General features: G+C 66.5%; 20 protein-coding genes. 12 read left to right on the top strand and 8 right to left on the bottom strand.

The window, feature by feature from the left end:
- Position 1 precedes the first annotated feature (1 nt).
- Together Q0894_RS09720 and Q0894_RS09725 are read right to left on the bottom strand one after the other, a co-directional pair.
- A complete protein-coding gene (locus Q0894_RS09720; protein WP_161422856.1) occupies positions 2-490 on the bottom strand; it encodes a hypothetical protein in 489 nt (162 codons plus the stop codon).
- A complete protein-coding gene (locus Q0894_RS09725; protein WP_299234431.1) occupies positions 487-1,470 on the bottom strand; it encodes an alpha/beta hydrolase in 984 nt (327 codons plus the stop codon). The genes Q0894_RS09720 and Q0894_RS09725 overlap by 4 nt, the downstream gene beginning before the upstream one ends.
- Positions 1,471-1,702: 232 nt before the next feature.
- On the opposite strand from Q0894_RS09725, the gene Q0894_RS09730 reads away from it, so the two are divergent.
- Together Q0894_RS09730 and Q0894_RS09735 are read left to right on the top strand one after the other, a co-directional pair.
- Positions 1,703-3,877, top strand: coding sequence for a malate synthase G (locus Q0894_RS09730; protein WP_299234434.1), 2,175 nt, complete (start codon positions 1,703-1,705; stop codon positions 3,875-3,877).
- A gap of 181 nt (positions 3,878-4,058) precedes the next feature.
- Positions 4,059-4,472, top strand: coding sequence for a PaaI family thioesterase (locus Q0894_RS09735; RefSeq protein ID WP_132041771.1), 414 nt, complete (start codon positions 4,059-4,061; stop codon positions 4,470-4,472).
- A 6-nt stretch (positions 4,473-4,478) separates the two neighbouring features.
- Here the strand turns inward: Q0894_RS09735 and Q0894_RS09740 are convergent, their stop codons facing one another.
- A complete protein-coding gene (locus Q0894_RS09740) occupies positions 4,479-4,862 on the bottom strand; it encodes a DUF423 domain-containing protein (protein WP_299234438.1) in 384 nt (127 codons plus the stop codon).
- 291 nt (positions 4,863-5,153) lie between these two features.
- Here Q0894_RS09740 and trmB point away from each other — a divergent pair, with 291 nt between their 5' ends.
- The 4 genes from trmB (at position 5,154) to Q0894_RS09760 (ending at position 9,678) form a co-directional block, all read left to right on the top strand.
- The gene (gene trmB / locus Q0894_RS09745; protein ID WP_299234441.1) at positions 5,154-5,894 is read left to right on the top strand and encodes a tRNA (guanosine(46)-N7)-methyltransferase TrmB; all 741 of its coding nucleotides are present in this window, start codon (positions 5,154-5,156) and stop codon (positions 5,892-5,894) included.
- Positions 5,895-6,208: 314 nt separating this feature from the next.
- Complete coding sequence (locus tag Q0894_RS09750; protein WP_132041768.1) at positions 6,209-6,703, top strand: SCP2 sterol-binding domain-containing protein; 495 nt, start codon at positions 6,209-6,211, stop codon at positions 6,701-6,703.
- A gap of 38 nt (positions 6,704-6,741) precedes the next feature.
- A complete protein-coding gene (locus Q0894_RS09755; protein ID WP_299234447.1) occupies positions 6,742-8,853 on the top strand; it encodes an adenosylcobalamin-dependent ribonucleoside-diphosphate reductase in 2,112 nt (703 codons plus the stop codon).
- Between the two features lie 54 nt (positions 8,854-8,907).
- Positions 8,908-9,678: a ribonucleoside-diphosphate reductase gene (locus Q0894_RS09760; protein ID WP_299234450.1), complete on the top strand. Its 771-nt coding sequence runs from the start codon at positions 8,908-8,910 to the stop codon at positions 9,676-9,678.
- An 81-nt stretch (positions 9,679-9,759) separates the two neighbouring features.
- Here the strand turns inward: Q0894_RS09760 and Q0894_RS09765 are convergent, their stop codons facing one another.
- The 3 genes from Q0894_RS09765 to Q0894_RS09775 are packed head-to-tail and all read right to left on the bottom strand — an operon-like array spanning position 9,760 to position 12,434.
- A complete protein-coding gene (locus tag Q0894_RS09765) occupies positions 9,760-10,500 on the bottom strand; it encodes an anaerobic ribonucleoside-triphosphate reductase activating protein (RefSeq protein WP_299234453.1) in 741 nt (246 codons plus the stop codon).
- A gap of 5 nt (positions 10,501-10,505) precedes the next feature.
- Positions 10,506-11,429, bottom strand: a complete 924-nt coding sequence (locus Q0894_RS09770) for a U32 family peptidase (protein WP_299234456.1) — start codon at positions 11,427-11,429, stop codon at positions 10,506-10,508.
- Between the two features lie 9 nt (positions 11,430-11,438).
- Positions 11,439-12,434: a peptidase U32 family protein gene (locus Q0894_RS09775; RefSeq protein ID WP_299234459.1), complete on the bottom strand. Its 996-nt coding sequence runs from the start codon at positions 12,432-12,434 to the stop codon at positions 11,439-11,441.
- Positions 12,435-12,702: 268 nt separating this feature from the next.
- On the opposite strand from Q0894_RS09775, the gene Q0894_RS09780 reads away from it, so the two are divergent.
- The gene (locus Q0894_RS09780) at positions 12,703-13,056 is read left to right on the top strand and encodes a helix-turn-helix domain-containing protein (protein ID WP_299234462.1); all 354 of its coding nucleotides are present in this window, start codon (positions 12,703-12,705) and stop codon (positions 13,054-13,056) included.
- A 3-nt stretch (positions 13,057-13,059) separates the two neighbouring features.
- Here the strand turns inward: Q0894_RS09780 and Q0894_RS09785 are convergent, their stop codons facing one another.
- The gene (locus Q0894_RS09785) at positions 13,060-14,106 is read right to left on the bottom strand and encodes a tellurite resistance/C4-dicarboxylate transporter family protein (protein ID WP_299234465.1); all 1,047 of its coding nucleotides are present in this window, start codon (positions 14,104-14,106) and stop codon (positions 13,060-13,062) included.
- Positions 14,106-15,302 (bottom strand): PLP-dependent aspartate aminotransferase family protein, encoded by a 1,197-nt coding sequence (locus Q0894_RS09790; protein WP_299234468.1) that lies wholly within the window; start codon positions 15,300-15,302, stop codon positions 14,106-14,108. Before Q0894_RS09790 ends, Q0894_RS09785 begins: the two co-directional genes overlap by 1 nt.
- 217 nt (positions 15,303-15,519) lie before the next feature.
- Between Q0894_RS09790 and Q0894_RS09795 the strand changes: the two genes are divergently transcribed.
- The 5 genes from Q0894_RS09795 (at position 15,520) to Q0894_RS09815 (ending at position 21,838) form a co-directional block, all read left to right on the top strand.
- Positions 15,520-16,137 (top strand): TetR/AcrR family transcriptional regulator, encoded by a 618-nt coding sequence (locus Q0894_RS09795; RefSeq protein ID WP_299234471.1) that lies wholly within the window; start codon positions 15,520-15,522, stop codon positions 16,135-16,137.
- The gene (locus Q0894_RS09800) at positions 16,134-17,516 is read left to right on the top strand and encodes an efflux transporter periplasmic adaptor subunit (protein WP_299234474.1); all 1,383 of its coding nucleotides are present in this window, start codon (positions 16,134-16,136) and stop codon (positions 17,514-17,516) included. Before Q0894_RS09795 ends, Q0894_RS09800 begins: the two co-directional genes overlap by 4 nt.
- Positions 17,513-20,641, top strand: a complete 3,129-nt coding sequence (locus Q0894_RS09805) for an efflux RND transporter permease subunit (RefSeq protein ID WP_299234477.1) — start codon at positions 17,513-17,515, stop codon at positions 20,639-20,641. The genes Q0894_RS09800 and Q0894_RS09805 overlap by 4 nt, the downstream gene beginning before the upstream one ends.
- Before the next feature lie 115 nt (positions 20,642-20,756).
- Complete coding sequence (locus tag Q0894_RS09810; RefSeq protein WP_299234480.1) at positions 20,757-21,104, top strand: hexameric tyrosine-coordinated heme protein; 348 nt, start codon at positions 20,757-20,759, stop codon at positions 21,102-21,104.
- Positions 21,105-21,130: 26 nt separating this feature from the next.
- Entirely contained in the window at positions 21,131-21,838 is a 708-nt protein-coding gene (locus Q0894_RS09815) for a succinate dehydrogenase iron-sulfur subunit (protein WP_299234483.1), read from the top strand.
- The last annotated feature ends 8 nt before the right edge of the window (positions 21,839-21,846 follow it).

A 21,846-nucleotide genomic window follows, 5' to 3' on the forward strand; every position in this document is an offset into this window, starting at 1 on the left:
GTTATAGCGCCGTGGCGTCCAGGGCCCCCTGGAGGCTGGCTTGCCAGCGAGCCGCTTCCTCGCCGGGGCGGCGCAGTGTCAGCTTCAGGCGGTAGGGCAGAAGTTCTCGATCGGAGAGGGTGAGGCGTGGGCCGTCCGCCTCGAGGTGGCTCTCCAGCTGCCACTGATTGTCGCCGCCCTCGCTCAGGCCATCGCCCCAGTCGAGCACCTGAGGACCGTCGCTGACCGCCAGCAGGGCGCGAACCAGGCTCTCCTGGAAGCGCTCGTCCTCGATGCCGAGGCTGGCGTCGACTTCGGAGGGGGAGAGCAGCAGCACCTGGTCGCTCGGAGGGCGAGGGAGTTCCGGCGCGGCCATTACCCGCGTCGCGGCGCGCTCGCCAAGGTTGAACAGCGCCTGACGAATGCCGCTGTCGGGTCGCTCCGGGGCGCCGGCGCAGCCGGTGAGCAGCGCCAGCAGTGCCAGCAGGGTCAGGCGTGAGGAGGTGTTCATGGTGGCGTGTTCTCCGCTGCGGGGCTGGGGGCCAGGGCGTCGATGAAGCGGTCCAGGGTGTCGAAGAGCGCCTGGCGGATGGGCTCCGCCTCATTGACCAGGTGGTGGCGTGCCTCGGGGTGTAGATGGACCTCGGCATTGGGGAATTTCTCCTTGAGCACCTCCAGGTTCCATACCCAGTCCACGGTCAGGTCCTGCTCTCCCTGCAGGATCAGGGTCGGCACCGGGGTGGGGGGCAGTGCCAGCAGGCGAGGCATCCAGCGACGCATGGCGCTGACCCAGTCCACCGCCAGTCGGTCGGCCTGCAACGGATCCTGCTCGCGAAGGAAGGTCGCGAATTCGGCATCGGTGGAGTTGTCGCGGAACTTGCGCGGGATGGAGCGCACGAAGGGTCCCACCAGAAGGTGAAGCCAGCTCGACTGCCGCCAGCCCCAGGGCCGCACCAGGGGAGCCAGCAGGGCCAGACCGGCCCAGTGGCTCTCCGTGCCGCGGGTCAGGGCGTCGGTGGCGAGTATCGCCGCCCCGGTGCTCTGGCCGATGCCCAGCCAGGGGTGGGGCGCCAGCCCTTCACGCCGCAGATGGTCCTGGAGGGCGCGCAGGCAGGCGCCATAGTCGTCGAAGTCCTCGATGGAGGCGCGCCGGCCGCTGGAGAGTCCGTGGCCGGGCAGATCCCACAGCACCACCCGCCAGCCTCGATCGAGCAGTCGCTCCAGCAGGTGACGATAGAGTCCCAGGTGGTCGAAGTAGCCGTGAACCACGAAGACCGTGCCGATGGGCTCGGCGGGGCTCCATAGCGAGGCCCACAGGCGGAAGCCACCGGCGTCCAGGAAGCCGAGGTGCAACCCCACGCGTCCGGCGAGCAGCGGTGCCAGACCGTAGTGGCCCAGATAACGCTCCAGATGATCGCCACCAGGCAGCTCGGCCGAGGGGTCGACCTTGCGGAATGGGCCTAGCGCCTGCAGGGGGGTAAAGTCACTCATCAGATTCTCCACGGTGTTCCACCATGCTAGCGCCAAGCGCGAGGCGTCACCATGCGTGCCGGATGGGTCGGTCCTGCGGCATTATCTTTTGGTCGAGTCTCGCCGGGGAGGAGGCTCTCTTCGCTTTACATGTGGAAGTATTTTCCACAAACTGATAGCTACGCAGTCACCCAACCCTGTTGATGGCAGCGCGGTGGGCACCCGCCGTCTGCCCCGTGTGAGGAGATTCACCATGACCCAGCGTGTCACACGCCACCGTCTCCAGGTGGCCGCCGAACTGGACCGCTTTATCAACGAGCAGGCGCTTCCGGGCACCGGCGTCGATGCCGAGGCATTCTGGGCCGGCGTCGATGCCCTCTTTCATGATCTGACCCCGAAGAACCGTGAACTGCTCGCCGAGCGTGACCGTCTTCAGGAGAAGCTGGACGCCTGGCATCGTGAGAACCCCGGTCCGGTCCGTGATATGGCCGCCTATCGCGCCTTCCTCGAGGAGATCGGCTACCTGGTGCCGTCTCCGGCTCAGGTTGAGGTGAGTACTGCCAACGTCGACCGCGAAGTCGCCGTCCAGGCAGGTCCGCAACTGGTGGTGCCGGTCGACAATGCACGCTATGCGCTGAACGCTGCCAACGCCCGCTGGGGGAGTCTCTATGACGCCCTCTATGGTACCGACGCCATCTCCGAGGAGGATGGTGCCGAGAAGGGAAGCAGCTTCAATCCCAAGCGTGGCGAGAAGGTCATCGCCTACGCCCGAGGTGTGCTCGACCGTGCCGCGCCGCTGGCGACCGGCTCCCATCGCGATGCCACCAAGTATGCCCTGCGTGATGGCCATCTGGTGGTCACCCTGGAGGGAGGCCGCGAGACCGGGCTCAAGGACGCCGGCAAGCTGGTGGGCTTCAATGGCCCGGCGGAGAGCCCCGAGGCGATCCTGCTGAGCAATCACGGCCTGCATCTGGAGATCCAGATCGACCCGACCCATCCGATCGGCAAGACCGACCCGGCCGGCGTCAAGGACGTGATGGTCGAGGCTGCCCTGACCGCGATCATGGACTGTGAAGACTCCGTGGCGGCCGTGGATGCCGAGGACAAGGTCAGCGTCTACTCCAGCTGGCTGGGCCTGATGAAGGGCGATCTGCAGCAGGAGATGGAGAAGGGCGGCAAGACCTTTACCCGTCGCCTCAATGCCGACCGCACCTGGCAGAACACCGACGGTGACAGCATCACCCTGCCGGGTCGCTCGCTGATGTTCGTGCGCAACGTCGGCCATCTGATGACGACCCCCGCGGTACTCGACGCCGAAGGCAACGAGCTGCCTGAAGGCATCCTCGATGGCATCGTCACCAGCCTGGCGGCCCTGCACGATCTCAAGAAGGGCGAGGGCGACCTGCGCAACTCGCGTGAGGGCTCGGTCTATATCGTCAAGCCCAAGATGCATGGCCCCAGGGAAGTGGCGTTCTCCAACGAGCTGTTCGGCCGTATCGAGGACCTGCTGGGCATGGAGCGCGATACCCTCAAGATGGGCATCATGGACGAGGAGCGCCGCACATCGGTCAACCTCAAGGCCTGTATTGCCGAGGCGTCCTCCCGTGTCGTGTTCATCAATACCGGCTTCCTCGACCGCACCGGCGACGAGATGCACACCGCCATGGAAGCGGGCCCGATGATCCGCAAGGGTGACATGAAGGGCGCCGCCTGGATCCAGGCCTACGAGAAGAACAACGTTCAGGTGGGTCTGGCCTGTGGCCTGCGTGGCCGTGCCCAGATCGGCAAGGGCATGTGGGCGATGCCTGACCTGATGGCCGCCATGCTCGAACAGAAGATCGGTCACCCCAAGGCGGGTGCCAACACCGCCTGGGTACCGTCGCCCACCGCTGCGGCACTGCACGCCCTGCACTACCACCAGGTGGACGTCAGCGCGATTCAGCGCGAGATGGAAGCGCAGGGCGAGGCCGACTGTCTCGATGATCTGCTCACCGTGCCGGTCGCCGAAAACACCGACTGGAGCGATGAGGAGCTGCAGCAGGAGCTCGACAACAACTGCCAGGGCATCCTCGGTTACGTGGTGCGCTGGGTCGAGCACGGTGTGGGCTGCTCCAAGGTGCCGGACATCCACGATGTGGGCTTGATGGAGGACCGTGCCACGCTGCGCATCTCCAGCCAGCACATCGCCAACTGGCTGCACCATGGTGTGGTCGACGCCGCCCGCGTTGAGGAGACCCTAAAGCGCATGGCCAAGGTGGTCGACGAGCAGAATGCCGGTGACCCGGACTACACGCCGATGAGCGCGGACTTCGAGGGCTCCAGCGCCTTCCAGGCCGCCAGCGATCTGGTCTTCAAGGGCCGCGTACAGCCCTCCGGCTACACCGAGCCGCTGCTGCACCACTGGCGCGCCGTGCACAAGGCGAAGTAAGCAATCGGGACCTTGGCGTCTTCGGTCGAGGTTTCGATCGAGCGCCCCCGCGGTCATCATGCCGCGGGGGCGCTTTCGTTGATGAGTGTAGGGGGTGGCACTGTCGGCGTCGCGGCCAGTCGGCTAAGGTGGTGCCTGATGCACTCACCATCGTCACTCGCTACCGCAGGGAGGCCCCACCATGCCCGTGATGACAGCTGCCGCCATCGAAGACTTCCTCGACGAGGTTTTTCCCCAGCGAATCGGCACCATCGAGGCCGTCGATCATATGAAGGCCACCATGAGCCTGGCCATCGATGACGAGCATCTGCGTCCCGGTGCCAGCGTCTCCGGCCCTACCCTGATGGGCCTGGCCGACGTCTGCCTCTATGTGGCGATCCTCGCCGAGATCGGCCCCGAGCCCATGGCGGTGACCAGCGATCTGCATTGTCGCTTCCTGCGCCGCCCACGGGGCGATCGCGATATCATCGCCACCGCTCGCCTCCTCAAGCTGGGTCGTCGCCTGGCGGTGGGCGAGGTTCAGCTCTTCTCCGCCGGCCAGGAGGAGCCGGTGGCCCTGGTCACCGCCACCTATGCCCTGCCGGATCGTGACTGATGGGCCTCAGCCACGGGGCGGTGCGCGCAGAATCGCGGCCGCCAATGCCAGCCAACCACCGATCATCAGGGTGCCCCCGATCGGCGTGATTACCCCCAGTCGTGTCACACCGCTGAGTGCCATGGCGTAGAGCGAGCCGGAGAAGAGCGCGATGCCGGCCGCCCATAGCCCCATGGCCAGCCGTTGACCGGGCAGGCGAACGCTGCTGCGCCAGGCAAGCACCGCCAGCAGTGCCAGGGTGTGCCACGCCTGGTAGCGCACCCCGGTCTCGAAGGCCGCCGCCAGTCGTGGGGTCAGCTGCCCCTCCAGGGCGTGGGCGGCGAAGGCGCCGGCGATCACCACCAGGGCGCCGGAGAGCGCCGCGGCCAGCCACCATCTCCTGTCCTGCATTCTGATGCTCCTTAGCCTTGCCTGATCGGTTCGGTTGTGTTGGTCGTCGAGAGGCGCCGGGGACAGGTAGAAGAGGGGGTCCGAGGACCAGGGATGGCCGAGGTAGCGTACAGGGAGGTATTCATAGCGCCCCCTCGACGGTCCGGCGCCCCGGGACCTGTCGCCGGATCAGCCTCGCGAGTTCGCCGACTTTGACTACCTACCGTACCCTGCGGCGGCCTTAGCCGCTACAATACGCGCCCCCGATCTATCCAAGCCCAGAAGATTCCGTTCAGAGAGCAGCCCCGCGCCATGACCGACCCCCACCATGATGACAAGACGACCGGCCCGGAGGGAGCGGATGCCCCGCTGCATCGCCGCGGCATCAAGAGCTATGTCCTGCGCGCCGGGCGCATGACCCAGGCCCAGACCCGCGGGCTCGAGGAAGTATGGCCGCGACTCGGCCTGACCCTGGCCGACGGTCGCCAGGACCTCGATGCCCTGTTTGGCCGTGAAGCCCCTCGCGTGGTGGAGATCGGCTTCGGCATGGGGGCCTCGCTGGTGGAGCAGGCCGAGACTCACCCCGCTACCGATTTCATCGGGATCGAGGTGCATGCGCCGGGTGTCGGCAAGCTGCTCGACGAGGTCGACAAGCGTGGCCTCACCAACCTGCGTGTCTACCGTGAGGATGCCCTGGCGGTGCTGGAGCAGTGCCTTCCCGAGGCGAGCCTGGATACCGTGCAGCTGTTCTTCCCGGATCCCTGGCCCAAGAAGAAGCACCACAAGCGGCGCATCGTTCAGCCCGCCTTTGTCGAGCTGGTGCGTACGCGGCTGAAGGCCGGTGGTACCTTCCACCTCGCCACCGACTGGGAAGCCTATGCCGAGTGGATGGCCGAAGTGATGGATGCCGCCGATGGCTTCGCCAATACCGCCGACGCCGAGACCTCACCCTATGTGCCACGTCCGGCGTTTCGACCGCTGACCAAGTTCGAGGCCCGCGGCGAGAAACTGGGCCACGGGGTCTGGGATCTTATCTATCGTCGAGTCGGGTGAAGCTGACGCTACTTCGCGGGGCCAGGCTGTCAAATGAAAATAGGTCATGATGCACCCCAGGTTTCACCAGATATGGGGCTTGCTGACCGGATATGGACTATATATGGTAGTCGGGCCGCGGGTGAGGATGAGGCCTGCCACCGACATGATGCATGTCAGTGCAGCCCCGGGAGCAGCGGCCTAGGATGAACGGTTCGGTGGCCTGGGGGCCTGTCGGATTTGAGCGATCACAACGAGAGATTCGGATTTCGAAGTAGATCGGCGTCAAGTCCGACAGGCTCCTGGCCGCATGGTTATCCTTCAGGAGAGCTGTCATGTCCCTGCCGTTGTTGCCTTTACCGTTACATGCCCTGCCGCATCCTCCCGCACCCGCCCAACTGATTCGCGCCATCGATCCGCGCGTGCCGGTCGGCATCAAGCGCCGTCTGGTGGAGCCGTTGCTCAATCGCACCTTCGCCGAGCCTCTGGCCGAGGGGGAGTTCGACGCCCTGGAGGGGCGCCGTATCACCCTGGCCATCGAGGACATCGGCATGTCGTTGACGCTCACCCAGGAGAACGAGCGTCTGCTGGTGTGTCATGAGCCCGGCGAGGCCACCATTCGCGGTGGCTGGCGAGAATTCCTCTGCCTGGCGACCCGGCGAGAGGATCCCGACGCGCTGTTCTTCCAGCGCCGGCTGCTGATCGAGGGCGACACCGAACTGGGCCTGATGGTCAAGAACCTGCTCGACGGACGCGAGGAGGGCTTGGCCCAGGGGCCCTTCGGCGAATTGCTGGTCCGCCTGGAACGACTGGCAAGACGCACGAGCTGACATTTTTCGATTAACGTATTTCTTCCGGAGCCATCCGAATGAGCACTTCCACCAAGGCAGTGAAGTCATCCAACGAGGTGCCCCTGCAGGGGCCGTCCCGTGATATCTGGGACTCCAAGTATCGCCTCAAGGACCGTCACGGCGAGCCCGTGGACCAGGACGTGGCCGCCACCTGGGACCGCGTGGCCCGGGCACTCGCCGCGGTGGAAGGCAAGCAGGCCGATGCCTGGCTGCCGAAGTTTCGCTGGGCGCTGGAGAATGGCGCCATTCCTGCCGGCCGCATCATGTCCAACGCCGGTGCCGAGGCCTACAAGCCGGCGGTAAGCCTGATCAACTGCACGGTATCGCGCACCATCCGCGACTCCATGCACGATATCCTCGGCTCGGTGGTGGATGCCGGCATGACCCTCAAGGCGGGCTGCGGTATCGGCTATGACTTCTCCACCCTGCGTCACAAGGGTGCCTTCGTGTTCGGCGCCGGGGCGGGCACCAACGGTCCCCTGGCGTTCATGGATATCTACGACAAGATGTGCTTCACGGTGGCCTCCGCCGGCGGTCGCCGCGGCGCCCAGATGGGCACCTTCGATGTCGGCCATCCCGATGTGCGCCAGTTCATCGAGGCCAAGCGCGAGGCGGGCCGCCTGCGTCAGTTCAACCTCAGCCTGCTGATCACCGATGAGTTCATGGAGGCGGTGAAGAACGACAGCGACTGGCCGCTGGCCTTCCCGCTGCATGCCGGCGAGAAGGATGACGTCGACGAGAGCGAGCTGATCTACCGGGACTGGCCGGTGGTGGAAGAGGGCTATACCGTCGATGCCGAGGGTCGTGTGGCCTGCCGTATCGTCGAGGTGATCAAGGCCCGCGAGCTGTGGGACACCATCATGAGCTCCACCTACGACTACGCCGAGCCGGGCTTCATCCTGATCGACCAGGTCAATCGCATGAACAACAACTGGTTCTGCGAGGAGATCCGCGCCACCAACCCCTGCGGTGAGCAGCCGCTGCCGCCGGAGGGTGCCTGCCTGCTGGGCTCGGTCAATCTGACCCGCTTCGTCATCGACCCCTTCGGCAAGAAGCCGCGCTTCGACTGGGCGCGCTACCGTGAGGTGGTGGCGATCTTTACCCGCATGCTGGACAACGTGGTGGAGATCAGTGGGCTGCCGCTCGAGGGGCAGCGCCGCGAGATCGAAGCCAAGCGTCGTCACGGCATGGGCTTTCTGGGCCTGGGCTCCACCCTGACCATGCTCAAGATCCCCTATGGGTCACCGGAGTCGCTCGCGTTCACCGAAGAGGTGAGCCGCAACCTGGCCATCGAGGGCTGGAAGCAGGCGCTCGAGCTCTCCCGCGAGAAGGGCATGGCACCCGCGCTCGCCGAGGATTACGAGATCACGCCGAAGATGCTGCGTGAGCGCCCCGAGCTCAAGAAGGACGGCTACGAGGTCGGCGACAAGGTCCCCGGTCGCATCCTGCATGCGCGCTACAGCCGCTACATGCAGAAGGTCGCCGAAGTGGAGCCGGAGCTGGTCGGCCAGCTGGCCGAGCACGGTGCGCGTTTCACCCACCACAGCTCCATCGCACCGACCGGCACCATCTCGCTGTCGCTGGGCAACAATGCCTCCAACGGCATCGAGCCGTCGTTCTCGCACCGCTACTTCCGTAACGTCATCCAGGCGGGCAAGAAGACCAAGGAGCAGGTCGAGGTTGTTTCCTTCGAGCTGGCGGCCTATCGTCACTTCATTGCCGCCGATGCCGTGGAGAGTGACCTGCCGGAGTACTTCATCACCGCCGATGCCGTCTCGCCGAAGCAGCATGTCGCGGTGCAGGCCGCCGCCCAGACGTGGGTCGACTCGGCGATCTCCAAGACGGTGAACGTGCCCACCGAGTTCCCCTTCGAGGAGTTCAAGGATCTCTACCTCGACGCCTACGCCAGCAAGCTGAAGGGCTGTACCACCTTCCGCTTCAACCCGGAAGCCTTCCAGGGGGTGCTGGTGCGCGAGGACGACCTCAAGAACACCACCTACGTGTTCGAGCTGGAGAACGGCGAGAGCGTCGAGCTGGCGGGTGACGAGAAGGTCATCTATGACGGTGAGGAGCACAATGCGGCCAACCTCTATGACGCGTTGAAGGAAGGCACCTATGGCAAGTGGTAAGCCGAGCCTTTCAGCTGCCGCGTGCCAACTGACAATTTATCGGAGGAGCCCCTGATGGCCGTCGAGATCAATTCCAAGATCGTTTCCTACAGCGTCAAGAAGGCGGTGGAAGAGCCGCCGCTGGCCGAGGAGAACCCGCTCACGGTCCGCATTCCCTCGCGTCCCGAGGGGACCCTGGAGGCCGTGTCGGAGAAGATCTCCTATGTCGGCGCCGAAGGCCGCAAGAAGGTCTACCTGCTGGTGTCGTTCATGCCCGTCGAGGGCGTGCTCAACGGCAAGCGTGTGGTGATCGAGCGTCCGGTGGAGTTCTTCTTCCCCTCCGGCCAGCTCTCCAGCGAGCACCAGTGGATCACCGCTACCATGCGTAGCCTGTCGCTGGCGGCCCGTGGCGGTTATGTCACCCAGGCGGTGGCCGACCTGCGCAAGGTGGCCTGGGACAAGGGCCTGGTGCGCTGCGGCATGAACCGCTGGGGCAAGCCGATGTTCCATGACTCCGAGGTCGCGGCCATCGCCTGGTCGATCCAGCAGATCCTCTATCGGCGTGGTTTCCTCGATCAGGACGGCAATCAGGTTCCGGTGGAGGAGCTGGTGACGCGCTACGCTCAGCGTCAGGCCAGCGGCCACCTCTGGGTGCCGCCTACCGCTGAGGAGATCGAGCAGGCCGAACGCAAGACCCAGGAGGCCGGCAAGAGCCAGGAGTCCGGCAAGGCCAAGGGCGACGGCCCCACCGTGGTCGGCCACTGCCCCGAGTGCAATGGCGAGCTGGTCATGATGGATGGCTGCCCCACCTGCTATTCCGGCTGCGGCTGGTCCAAGTGCGGGTAAGCGTCAGGCTTTGACAAGCCAGAGCCGCCAACCCACCGCCCCGGGTCACTCTTGTGACCCGGGGCGGTGGCGTCTGGGGGCTCAGCCGCGTAGCTCGAGATGATCGAAGTGGCGCTTCAGCCGGCGTGCCAGACTTTCCAGCGCCTCGCGGGGCGGGGCACCCTCCACCGCACTACGATAGGCCGGATCCAGGCAGCGCTCCAGGCGGGCGAGCTGGATGGCGTAGCGACGCACCCCGCAGTCGGCCAGGGTCATGGCCAGCTGCTCGAGGGCGTCGAGGCTGAAGTCGCGCCAGTGCAGCGTGGTGCGGCACTCGAAGGGTACCGAGTCTTCCAGCAGCAGCGACAGGCTGAGCGCGTGTCGGCGCCAGATACCCGCGCGACCAGCGATGCGGTCGAAGTCGGCGCCACGCCCCTTGGTATCCAGGGCCACCCAGTCGAGATGCGGCAGCAGCCGTTCCAGGCGCTCGGGGTAAGCGCCGGCGGTGTGCAGCCCCACCGCCAGCCCCAGTGCCCGGCAGGCTTCGGCGGCGGCGGGCAGGTCCGGGTGCAGGGTGGGTTCGCCACCGCTGAATACCACGGCATCGAGGTCGCCGCCCCGGGCGGCCAGCAGCCCCTCGATGGCCTCCCACTCCCCCGCGGCGGCTCGCCGTGCTGGCCCCATGCTGCTCGCCGTCTCGCAGTAGCCACACTGCAGGGGACACCCCTGCAGGTAGACCACCGCCGCCCGGCGCCCCGGGAAGGCGTGGTCATCGCGCGCCTCGAAACCCGCGATGGGTAGCCGAACAGGGGCCTGCGGGGCGGGCGCCAGGGGGATCCGCATGGTGCCTACCCGAGACCGGCGGCCCGGCTGTGATCCATACCGGGGCGGGCGTGCCAGTAGCCGTCGCAGATCTCGGCGTCGACCAGGCTGAGCGGGTCGGGAGCAGGCAGTTCACCCCGGCGCGCCGCATCGAAGGCCATGACCACCTCTGCCATGCCCTTCGGGCGTGGGCTCAGGCGTGCCACGCCGATACCCATCTCGGCCATGCCCGATACCTCGTGGCGCAGGTCCTGACAGGCTCCGGAGAGGGTCTGGATGCCGTTGAGGGTAAACACCTGATGGGACGCCTCTTGAGTGCGCAGTGCCAACCCCTCGGGGTGTTTCTGGCAGACGAACTGGCAGCGGTCCTTGGGCTTCTGGTAGCGCCGCGCCGTGAAGCAGCGCGACGACCAGGCCAGCGGCAGATGGCCATAGGCGAACACCTCACAGGGGGCGTCGAGGCCCTGCTGGCGGCAGTCGTCGAGCAGCCGGGCCAGGTCGTCCCGGGACATCTCCACCGGGGCCTGCCAGCGCCGCATGCCGGCGCGGGAGAGTACCGACAGGGTCGCGGGGTTGTAGAGGTTGAGGGCGGCGCCGGCCACGAAGGGCCGGTTCGCCGCCGACAGGCGTTGCAGGGCACTCTGGTCGTTGGCCTCGACCAGGAATTCGCCGTTGTCGCACAGCTTGCGCAGATCGCGCAGGTCGGCCTCGGACTCGATCAGGGTCTGGCTCGAGAGCACCACCTGCTTGCCGCTCTGGGCGAGTTCAAGGCCTATGCCTAGCCAGTCGTCGAGCTTCATGTCACGGCGCCGCGAGCAGACCGACTCACCGAGATGAACGATCTCCACCGGCCAGTCGGCGGCCTCGCGATAGAAGTCGGCATAGTGTTCGCGGGTCCAGTAGAAGAGCACCGGGCCGAGCGACAGCTGAAGCATGGGGGTTGCGGGCATGGGGCTCTCCTATTTCCAGCGGCGCTCGTAGGCGCCCAGAGTGGTCGTGCTGCCTTCCGAGACCTCGCCCAGACCGGTCATCCAGGCGGGCTCGGTGTGGAAGCGTCCCGGGGCTCGTGCCAGGCGGTCCAGGGCCTGACGCCAGATGCCGGCCACCTTCGAGACATAGGCCGGGCTGCGCTGGCGCCCCTCGATCTTCACCGCGGCGATACCGAGCTCCGCAAGCTCCGGCAGCAGCTCCAGGGTGTTGAGGCTGGTGGGTTCCTCGATGGCGTGATAGGTCTCGCCCCCTACCTCGAAGCGCCCCTTGCACAGGGTGGGGTAGCCGGCGTTCTCGCCCTCGCCGTAGCGGTCGATCAGCACTCCGTTCAGGCGCGACTCGAGGCCCTCCGGGGTCTCCTCCCAGCGCACATGGGCCGCCGGGGAGCAGACGCCGCGGGTGTTGGGGGACTCGCCGGTCAGGTAGGAGGAGAGATAGCAGCGCCCCTCGGCCATGATGCACAGGCTGCCGAAGGCGAATACCTCGAGCTCCACCGGGCTCTGCTTCGCCAGGTCGCGTACCTGGGTCATGGAGAGCACACGGGGCAGCACGGCGCGCTTGATGCCGAACTGGTCGTGGTAGAAGCTCAGCGCCTCATGGCTGGTGGCCGAGCCCTGCACCGAGAGGTGGCGGGCGAGATCCGGGTGGCGGCGGGCGGCATAGTCGAGCAGCCCCATGTCGGCCATGATCAGGGCGTCGACGCCGAGATCCGCGGCCTGATCCACGGCGCGGGTCCACATCGCCCAGCCGTCCGGCTGCGGATAGGTATTGATGGCGCAGAAGACCCGCTTGCCGCGGGCGTGGGCATAGTCGATGCCCTCCCTGGCACGCTTGTCGGTGAAGTTGAGGCCGGCGAATTGGCGGGCGTTGGTGGTGTTCTGAAAGCCGAAATAGACGGCATCGGCCCCTTCATCCACGGCGCGCTTGAGGGCGGGCAGGTTGCCGGCGGGGCAGACGAGCTCCATGGTGAGCCTCCTGTGGTGGGAATTCCGACCATGCTAGTCGACTATCCCGCGCGGCCTTTTGACTCGGATCATAAGGAGGCGTAGTCGGGTCTGGCGTCGCAGAGCGGGCAGAAGTCGGCCTGCTCGCCGTGCCCCAGGCGCAGGCCGGTGTGGTGGTCGGCGATCTGGCGGTAGAGCCGCTGGAAGCCGGCGCTGCCCTCTGCGGGTTTAGATAGTGGCAGAGCCCGGCCAAAAGTCGGTATTCGGGAATCTCGTCGCAGGTGGCGATATGCTGCTGGCCTATGCCTGGCCGGGTAATGTGCGTGAACTGGAGCATGTGATCAGCCGCGCGGCGATCAAGGCCTTGAGCCACGGGGCACGACGCGACGAGATCATTACCCTGGGGCCGGCCTGGCTCGACCTGCCTATCCCCGAGGGGAGGGGCGATAGCGTGCCGCAAGGATCGGGTAGCCCGGCGTCGATCGCCGCACCGAGCCTGCGCGAACAGGTGGAGATGATCCAGCGTCGAGCGATTCGTGAGGCCCTGGATGCCTGCGAGGGTCGCTGGGCGGCGGCGGCGCGTCGCCTGGAACTGGATCCCAGCAACCTGCACAAGCTCGCCAGGCGGCTGGGCATCAAGTAGGTCTCAGGCCCGTGCCAGGTGCCAGAAGTGATGAAACATGGCCGCACTGGTGCCACTCCAGGCCAGCAGGACCAGCCAGATCATCAGTTCGGGGATTGGCATCAGAAACGGTGCCTCCAGGGCCGCTGATAGGCGCAGCGTACCGGTGGTGTACATGGCCAGCGGGAAGACCATGCTCCACAGCTGGGGTTCGTAGACGAGGCGGTGGCGACGGATCAGGTGGCGCCACAGCATCAGCCCTACCAGCAGGGGAAACCACCAGCTGGCGGTGGCCCAGAAGAACACGGTAAAACCGAGCAGGAACGGCTTGAAGTCGGCGATGACCCCACCCTCGCCGGCGCGCAGGATCAGCGTCGAGCCGGCCAGGGTGGCGATGGCGACCGCACCCATATTGATCCAGTAGGGAGGCGTCAGGCTCTTTACCGTCACTTCCAGGAAGGTCAGGCGATAGAAGATCAGCGTGATGATCGCCAGATAGAGCATGCAGCCGATCAGGAACATGCAGAGGGCGAAGAACAGGCGAAGGTCGGAGGGTCCACTCCACGGCAGCAGCGCGGTAAGGATCGACACCGAGTGGGTGCTGACGGCCGCCAGCAGCCAGGCACCGTTGATGCCGCTGGCGAGGTTGGGCTTCTCCTCGCGGGTCGTCACGGCGATAAAGAACAGGTACATGATCAGGCCCCACAGTGTCAGGCCTACCCACCAGAACTCGGCGGCGATACGGTCCTCTCCCGCTACCAGATGAAACTGGGTGCCGAGAATGCAGGTGCCGGCGACGATGGTGAAGAAGCCGGGGCCGCGGGCGTGGTCGATCATGTCGTCTGCCAGGCGTCTGGGGTAGCGCACCAGGCGAATTAACGTCAGCCCCCAGAGTGCCGTGTAGGCGAGCAGATTGGCGGCCAGCAGTGCCAGGGAGAGGAGTCTCATCTCCAGCAGGTGACAGGCGATGGAGGTGGCGCCTGTCGCCATCGTGACTGCGAAGTATCCCGGAAAGAGCCCGGCCGCGGCGCGATCGAGCAGCATGGCACTGTGCCTGAGCAGGGTCGGCATCAGCTCCCCGGCTCCGGGTCCAGCGCCTGGTGCAGGTCGGCAAGCAGGTCCTCGACATCCTCCAGGCCGACAGAGAGGCGCAGCATGCCGTCGCTGATGCCGCGTCGTGTGCGCTCCTCGGTCGAGAGATCCGCATGGGAGGTGGTGCAGGGCTGGGTCACCAGGCTCTCGGCACCCCCTAGGCTGGGGGCCAGGGCAAAGAGTGTCAGCCGGTCGGCCACGGCGGTGGCCGCATCGCGCCCGCCTGCTATCTTCAGGCTGACCATGCCGCCGAAGCCACGCATCTGTCGCCTTGCCAGCGAATGCCCGGGGTGTGAGGGCAGGCCGGGATAGAGCACCCGGTCGATGGCGGGATGATCCAGCAGTGCCTCGGCGATGGCCTGGGCGGAAGCCTCATGGCGCTGCATGCGCAGCGGCAGGGTACGCAGGCTTCTCGACAGCAGCGAGGCTATCTGGGGGGAAAGGGCGCTGCCCAGGTTCTGACGCCATCGCCACATCGGCTCGAGCAGTCTGACCGGCCCCATGACGGCACCGGCGGTCAGGTCGCTGTGCCCGCCCAGGTACTTGGTGGCGCTGTGCACCACGATATCGGCGCCCAGCGCCAACGACTGCTGGTTGATGGGGGTAGCGAAGGTGGCATCCACCGCCACCAGGGCGCCGTGGCGGTGGGCCTGCTCGGCCACCGCCGCGATATCGATCAGCTGCAGCGTCGGGTTGGTCGGTGTTTCCAGGTAGACCAGCCCCGTACCCGACGCCAGCAGGCGTTCCAGCGTATCGGGGTCATGCCCTTCCGGCATGAAGTGCGTCTCGATGCCCAGTTCGGGAAGCTGCTGCTCGAGCAGGCCCAGGGTGCCGCCATACACATCGCCCAGGCAGACGATGCCGCGCCGACCATGACTCAGGAACAGGGTGCTGATGGCGGCCATGCCGGATGAGAAGGCCCATGCCGCCTCGGCTCCCTCCAGCGCGGCCAGTGTCTCCTCCAGGGCAAAGAGAGTGGGGTTGAGGCCATAGCGGGAGTAGAGAGGGCCGCGGCGGCGGCCTTCGGTCACCTCCAGCAGCGCGGCGGTGTCCGGATAGGCGAAGGTGGTGGTGTCGTAGATCGGCATATGCGGGCTGCCGAAGGCATCACACTGCCGTTGGCCATGGATGGCCCGGGTGGCGGGCCCGAGGTGGGACGAGCGAGTCTTTGGCATCCTGATTCTCCGACGAGTCTTTCCTGAATCTAGCCCTGTTTTCCCATGCTATCCATTTGCTTTCAATAAGTTAGGTTTGTTTTGAAAGACAGGATCCATGGGATTCAGTGACTTTCCCGCATAAATTGACCGTGGTCAGAGGTGTGACAACGAGGCCTGGCAGAGCGACTGGCGATCGCCTAAGTTAGTAATCAATTACTATCTTTGGAGGTCCAGCATGCCTCAACGTCAGCACCTCCCCGCCGACGAGCGACGGGAGCGCACCGTGGAAGCGGTGATCGAGCTATGCGGCCATGAGGAGCCCGCCACCCTGACGACCGGGTGCATCGCTCGGCACATGGGCGTGACCCAGGGGGCGCTGTTTCGACACTTTCCCAACAAGGAGGCGATCTGGGAGGCCGCCGTGGCCTGGATCGCCGAGCGGGTCATGGCACGGGTCGCTGCCGCCGCCGAGGGCATCGAGGACCCCCTGGCGGCCCTCGAGGCGATGTTTCTGGCTCATGTGGCCTTTATCGGTGAGCACCCCGGGGTTCCGCGACTGCTGATGGGCCAGTTGCAGTACCCGCGGCCTACCGCTGCCAGCCGCCTGGTGCGTGGCCTGATGGAGCGCTATCGCTCTCGCCTGCTGCACCTGCTCGAGCAGGCCAGGCGGCAGGGTCAGCTGCGCCCCGGGCTCGATCTGGACGCCGCGGCTGGCCAGTTTATCGGCTGTGTCCAGGGGCTGGTGTTGCAGTCGCTGATCGCCGATGACGTGGCCGGTATCGTCGATCGAGCACCGGCGGCCTTCGATCTCTATCGACACGGCATTCGCGTCGAGGCGGGAGGTGGTGCATGAGGTCCTGGGTACGGCGATTGGGAAGGGGGTTGACGGTGCTGATCGGCGTCGCCGTGGGAGTGGCGCTGCTGATGTTCTTCGTGGCCAATCGCCAGGCTCCCGAGCGCCAGGAAACGGCGGTATCCGCCACCCCGGTCAGGTTCATCGAGGTCCGGCCCCTGGAGTTTCGCCTGGAGGCACGTGGCCACGGCGTGGCGCGCCCCGCCGAGACCTGGCAGGCGGTTGCCAACGTGGCGGGGCGCGTGGTGGAGCGGCACTCTGGGCTTGCGAGCGGTACCCTGCTGCCCGAGGGCACGCTGCTGGTGGCGCTGGATCCCAGTCGCTATGAGCTGGCCATCGCCGAGGCGGAGGCGGAGCTTTCACGCCTGGACGGTGAGCTGTTGCAGATCGAGGCCGAGGAGAAGAACACCGGCCGCCTGCTGGCGCTGGAGCAGCAGGCGCTTGCCCTGGCCGAGCAGGAGCTTTCGCGCATCGAGCGCCTCGCAGCCAGCGGCTCGGTTTCCACCTCGCGGCGTGACGAGCAGCGACGCAGCACCGTGGGGCAGCGTCGGGCGGTGGCCTCACTGGAGAACACGCTGGCACTGATGCCTGCGCGGCGCGAGGTGCTCCAGGCCCAGCGTGAGCGGGCCGAGGTGCGCCTGGCCCAGGCTCGAAAGGACCTGTCGGATACCCGCTTCGAGGCGCCTTATGATCTGCGCCTGAGCGATGTCGAGGTGGAGCGGTACCAGTTCGTGGGTAGCGGGCAGCGACTGTTCCAGGCCGAGAGCCTGGCCGCCGCCGAGGTGGAGGCGCATATTCCCATCGGCATGATGCGTCGCCTGCTGGGCGCGGTGCTGCCCGATGAGCCCTTCGGCCAGGGGTTGGATCTGGGCGAACGGCTGGATTTCTCGGCGGTCGATGCCGAGCTGTTGCTGGTCGGTGCCGAGGGTATTGGCTGGTCGGGCGAGCTGGTGCGAGTGGCCAGTGGGCTGGACCCGGCCACTCGAACGGTGCGTGCCGTGGTGCGGGTCGATCACCCCTACCGAGATGCCCGGCCGCCGGATCGCCCACCACTGCAGCGTGATATGTACGTACGTACGCGGCTTACCGCGTCGAGCCCCGAACCTCGGCTGGCGATACCGGCCGGCGCGGTGCATCAGGGCGAGGTGTGGCTGGTGGATGCCGATCAACGCCTCGAGCGGCGGGCGGTGAGCGTGGCCTTCGAGCAGGGGGACCTGGCGGTGATCTCGACCGGCCTGGCCCCCGGCGAGATGGTGGTGGTCGATGACCTCTCCACGACGATCGCCGGGATGGCCGTCGCCGGGCAGCGTGACCGGGACCTGGAGGCGCGGATTGCCGGCCAGGCGCTGGGCGAAGAGCAGGAGGAGGCGCAGCCATGATCCGCTGGTTTGCCGCTCACCCCACCGCCGCCAATCTGCTGCTGGTGCTGCTGCTCGCCGCCGGGCTCTTTACGGCCCCAACGCTCAAGCGCGAGACATTCCCCGATTATCGCCCGGTGGAGGTGAGCGTCGAGGTGGTCTACCGCGGAGCCAGCGCGGCCGACGTTGAGGATGCCGTGTGCCGGCGCCTGCATGAGGCGGTCAAGGGGGTGGAGTACCTCGACGAATTCGTCTGCGTGGCCCAGGACAACCTGGCCAGTGCCACCGCCACCATGCAGGCCGGCGGCGATTCCCTGCGTTTTCTCAGCGAGATCGACACCGAGGTCGCTGCCATCAGCGAGTTTCCGGCCCGGGCAGACCCGCCGGTGGTGCGCGAGCTGCACCGCAGCGACCTGGTGGCGGCAGTCGCGGTCTCTTCCGATATGCCTACCTCGCAGCTCGAGGAGTACGCCCTGCGCCTGGAGGAGCGCATCATGGTCCTGCCCGGTGTGGCCAATGTGGCGATTCACGGCACGTCTCAGCGCCAGTGGCAGGTGGAGGTGCCCGGCGAGGTGCTGGGTCAGCACGGACTCTCGGCCCGCGACCTGGCGCGTCGGGTCTCCGCCCAGAGCCTGGATCTGCCGCTGGGCACCCTGGTGACCCCAGAGCGCGATATCCTGCTGCGCTTTACCGACCAGCGCCGCTCGCTGCGTGAGCTTGCGCGCCTGGTGGTGGTCTCCGACCCGGCCGGCGGTGAGCTGACGCTGGGCGATATCGCCACCCTTACCGAAACCGGTGAGCGCGATGAGGAGAAGATTGTCTTCAACGGCGAGCCGTCGCTGGTGCTGGAGGTAAGCAAGAGCCTGCGCGATGACGCCCTGACGGTAAAGGAGCAGCTTGAGGCGCTGATCGAAGCGGAGCGTCGCCGCTTCGAGGGTGGCGTAACGCTGACCCTGACCCAGGACATGACCGGCATCGTCCGCGATCGCCTGCAGATGCTGGTGGCCAACGGCCTGATGGGGCTTGCGCTGGTGGTGCTGGTGATGAGCCTGTTCTTTCGGCCACGCCTGGCGCTGTGGGCGGTGCTGGGGTTGCCCGCCGCCTTTATGGGCGCCTTCCTGGTGATGGGACTCAGCGGGCTCACCCTGAACATGATCACCCTGGTGGGGCTGCTGATGGCCATCGGCATCGTCATGGACGACGCCATCGTCATCACCGACAGCATCGCCGCCCACGCGGGGGAGAGTGCCTCGCCGCTGGCAGCGGTGGTATCCGGGACCCGTCAGGTGCTGCCCGGGGTGCTGTCGTCGTTTCTGACCACCGCCTCGGTCTTCGTCCCGCTCTCCTTCCTGGCCGGCGAGATGGGCGCGGTGCTCGAGGTTCTGCCGGTGGTGTTGATCGCCGCCCTGGCGGCGAGCCTGGTCGAGGCGTTCTGGATTCTGCCTCATCACCTCAAGGGGAGCGTGAAGCACCTGCAGCAGGGCCATGATTCCCGCTTTCGCCGCGCCTTCGATCGCGGCTTCGAGCGCTTTCGCGAGGGGGTGGGAAGGCTGGCCGACCGGGCGATCCGTTTCCGCCATGGGGTGCTCGGCGCGATGTTTGCCGTGATTCTGGGGTCGGTCGGCTTCATGGCCGGTGGTCATCTTGGCAGCGAGGCGATGCCCGATATCGACGGCGACGTGCTGGAGGCGCGTATCCTGATGCCCCAGGGCACGCCGCTCGAGCGCACCGAGGCGGTGGCCGAGCGAGTGGCAGCGGCCATGAAGGAGCTCGATGCCCGCTACTCGCCCGAGCAGCCGGAAGGCGCGGCGCTGGTCGAGGCGATGCAGGTGCGCTTCAACCATAACCTCAGCGCGCGTGAGGCAGGGCCCCATGTGGCGACGGTCAGCGTCGATCTGCTGACCGCCGAGACACGCTCGGTGACGCTGGACACCCTGACAGCGGAGTGGCGCAAGGCGATCGGCGAGGTCGCGGGGGTGGAGCGCCTGATCATCCAGGAGCCGGGCTTCGGCCCCGCCGGAGTGCCGATAGAGGTGCGCCTGACCGGCGAGGATCTCGATGCCATGAAGGCGGCGGCGCTGGAGCTGGCCGCGCATCTCGAGGGCTACTCGGCGGTCTACAACGTCATGCATGATCAGCGCCTGGGCAAGCCCCAGCGCGCCTACTCCATGGCGCCCGGGGCTCACGGGCTCGGGTTGACCGCCGAGGAGGTGGCCGGCCAGCTGCGGGCGGCCCTGCTCGGCGAGATTGCCGATACCCAGCGTATCGGCGAGCAGGAGATAGAGGTGCTGGTGCGCCAGGCCGAGGCCGACCGCGATGGCCTCGATGACCTGGCCGACCAGGCCCTGCTGCTGCCCGGCGGTAGCCGGGTGCCCCTCTCGGTGGTGACCGACGTGGCCGAGCGTCGCGAGTGGGCACGCATCACCCGTATCGATGGTCGTCGCACGGTCACCGTGGAGGCCAATGTCGATGCCCGCCGGGCCAGCGCCCAGGCGATCGTCGATGACCTGGTGGATAGTGGCTGGCTGGCCGACTTCGAGGCGCGCCACCCCGAGGTAGCCGTCACCTTCGAGGGGCAGGTGGCCAGCTCCGCGGAGACCGGCGGCTCCATCGCGCGTGGCCTGCTGATCGGCCTGGTGGGAATCTTCGTGATCCTCTCCTTTCAGTTTCGCAGCTATATGGAGCCGCTGATCGTCATGCTCTCCATTCCACTGGCCTTTATCGGGGCCCTCTGGGGGCATGTGCTGATGGGCTACTACCTCTCCATGCCCTCGCTCATCGGTGCCGCCTCGCTGGCCGGAATCGTGGTCAACAATGCCATCCTGCTGATCCACTTCATCAAGACGCACCGTGAGCGCGGCCTGGACGCGGTGGCGGCCGCCGGCCAGGCCAGCCGCGATCGGCTGCGCGCCATCCTGATCTCCTCCACGACCACCATCGCCGGCCTGGCGCCCCTGCTGGCCGAGACCAGCACTCAGGCCGATGCCATCAAGCCGCTGGTGATCGCCGTGGTGTTCGGCCTGCTCAGCGCGACCCTGCTGGTGCTGCTGGTGATCCCGGCACTCTATGTGCTGCTCGATGACTGGGGCTGGACCCGCGGAGGGGCGAGTCAGGGGGTGAGTCGGGAGGTAAGCGAAACAGAGTGACCCGCCCGCGCAATTGCCTTGACGGTCGCGCATCCTCGACTAGCTTTAAAGGTGTATTTGCATGGCACCTTTGCCTGGTAATCGCGCCAGCCCAGTGGTCAAACAGGAGACCAGCATGCTTATTTTCCCTCACGCACGACGCTCAGGAATCCGTTCCGCCGCTGGCCTGTTGCTGGCGACACTACTGGTGATGGGCGGCACTGCCGCCGCGGACAGTCACGAGACGATGTCAGGCGGCGACACCTGGCTGCCGAGCCTGATCACCGAGACGCCTCAGCAGGGCTTTGCCCTGGCGGTAACCCTCTCCCAGAAGGGCGTGGCAACTACCCAGCCGGATGCCGAGGTGCGCAAGGCCGAGCGACCCGAGTATGCCGAGGATGCGGATAGCCTGATCGCGGTCTCCCACGTCATCGCCACCCACTTCCAGACCGTTGCCGCGGCCAACGATTACTGGCGGGAGTAGATACGTCCCGCCAGGGGAGAGTGACCATGCTTAGTGTGCGTCTCTATCGCTATCATCCGGAGCAGGATGCGCTGCCGAGAATGGAGACTCGCGAGGTGGATGAGCGCTTCCGCAAGGCCATGGTGCTCGACGTGCTCGAGGAGCTGAAGCAGCAGGACGCCACTCTGACCTATCGGCGCTCCTGTCGGGAGGGGGTGTGCGGCTCCGATGGCATGAACATCAACGGCAAGAATGGCCTGGCCTGCATCACGTCGGTGGAGGAGGTGCTGGGCAGGGGGGATACCCTGATCCTGCGTCCGCTCCCCGGAATGCCGGTGATTCGTGACCTGGTCGTCGACCAGACACTGTTCTTCCGCCAGTTCGAGAAGATCCGGCCCTGGCTGATCAACGATACGCCGCCGACCGCTCGGGAGCGCCTGCAGAGCCCCGAAGAGCGCGAGAAGCTCGATGGCCTCTATGAATGCATCCTGTGTGCCTGCTGCAGCTCGGCCTGTCCCTCCTGGTGGTGGAACCCGGACAAGTATATCGGCCCGGCTGGGCTGATTCAGGCCTATCGCTTCCTGATCGACAGCCGTGATACCGCCACCGAGGAGCGCCTGGCCGAACTCGACGACCCCTTCAGCGTGTTTCGCTGCCGGCAGATCGCCAACTGCACCTGGGTGTGTCCCAAGGGACTCAATCCGATGCGCGCCATCGGTCATATCAAGGCGATGCTGATGACCCGTGGCAGTTGATGGCTGGT

The sequence above is a fragment of the uncultured Halomonas sp. genome, from assembly GCF_947501415.1.
Taxonomy (GTDB): Bacteria; Pseudomonadota; Gammaproteobacteria; order Pseudomonadales; family Halomonadaceae; genus Halomonas.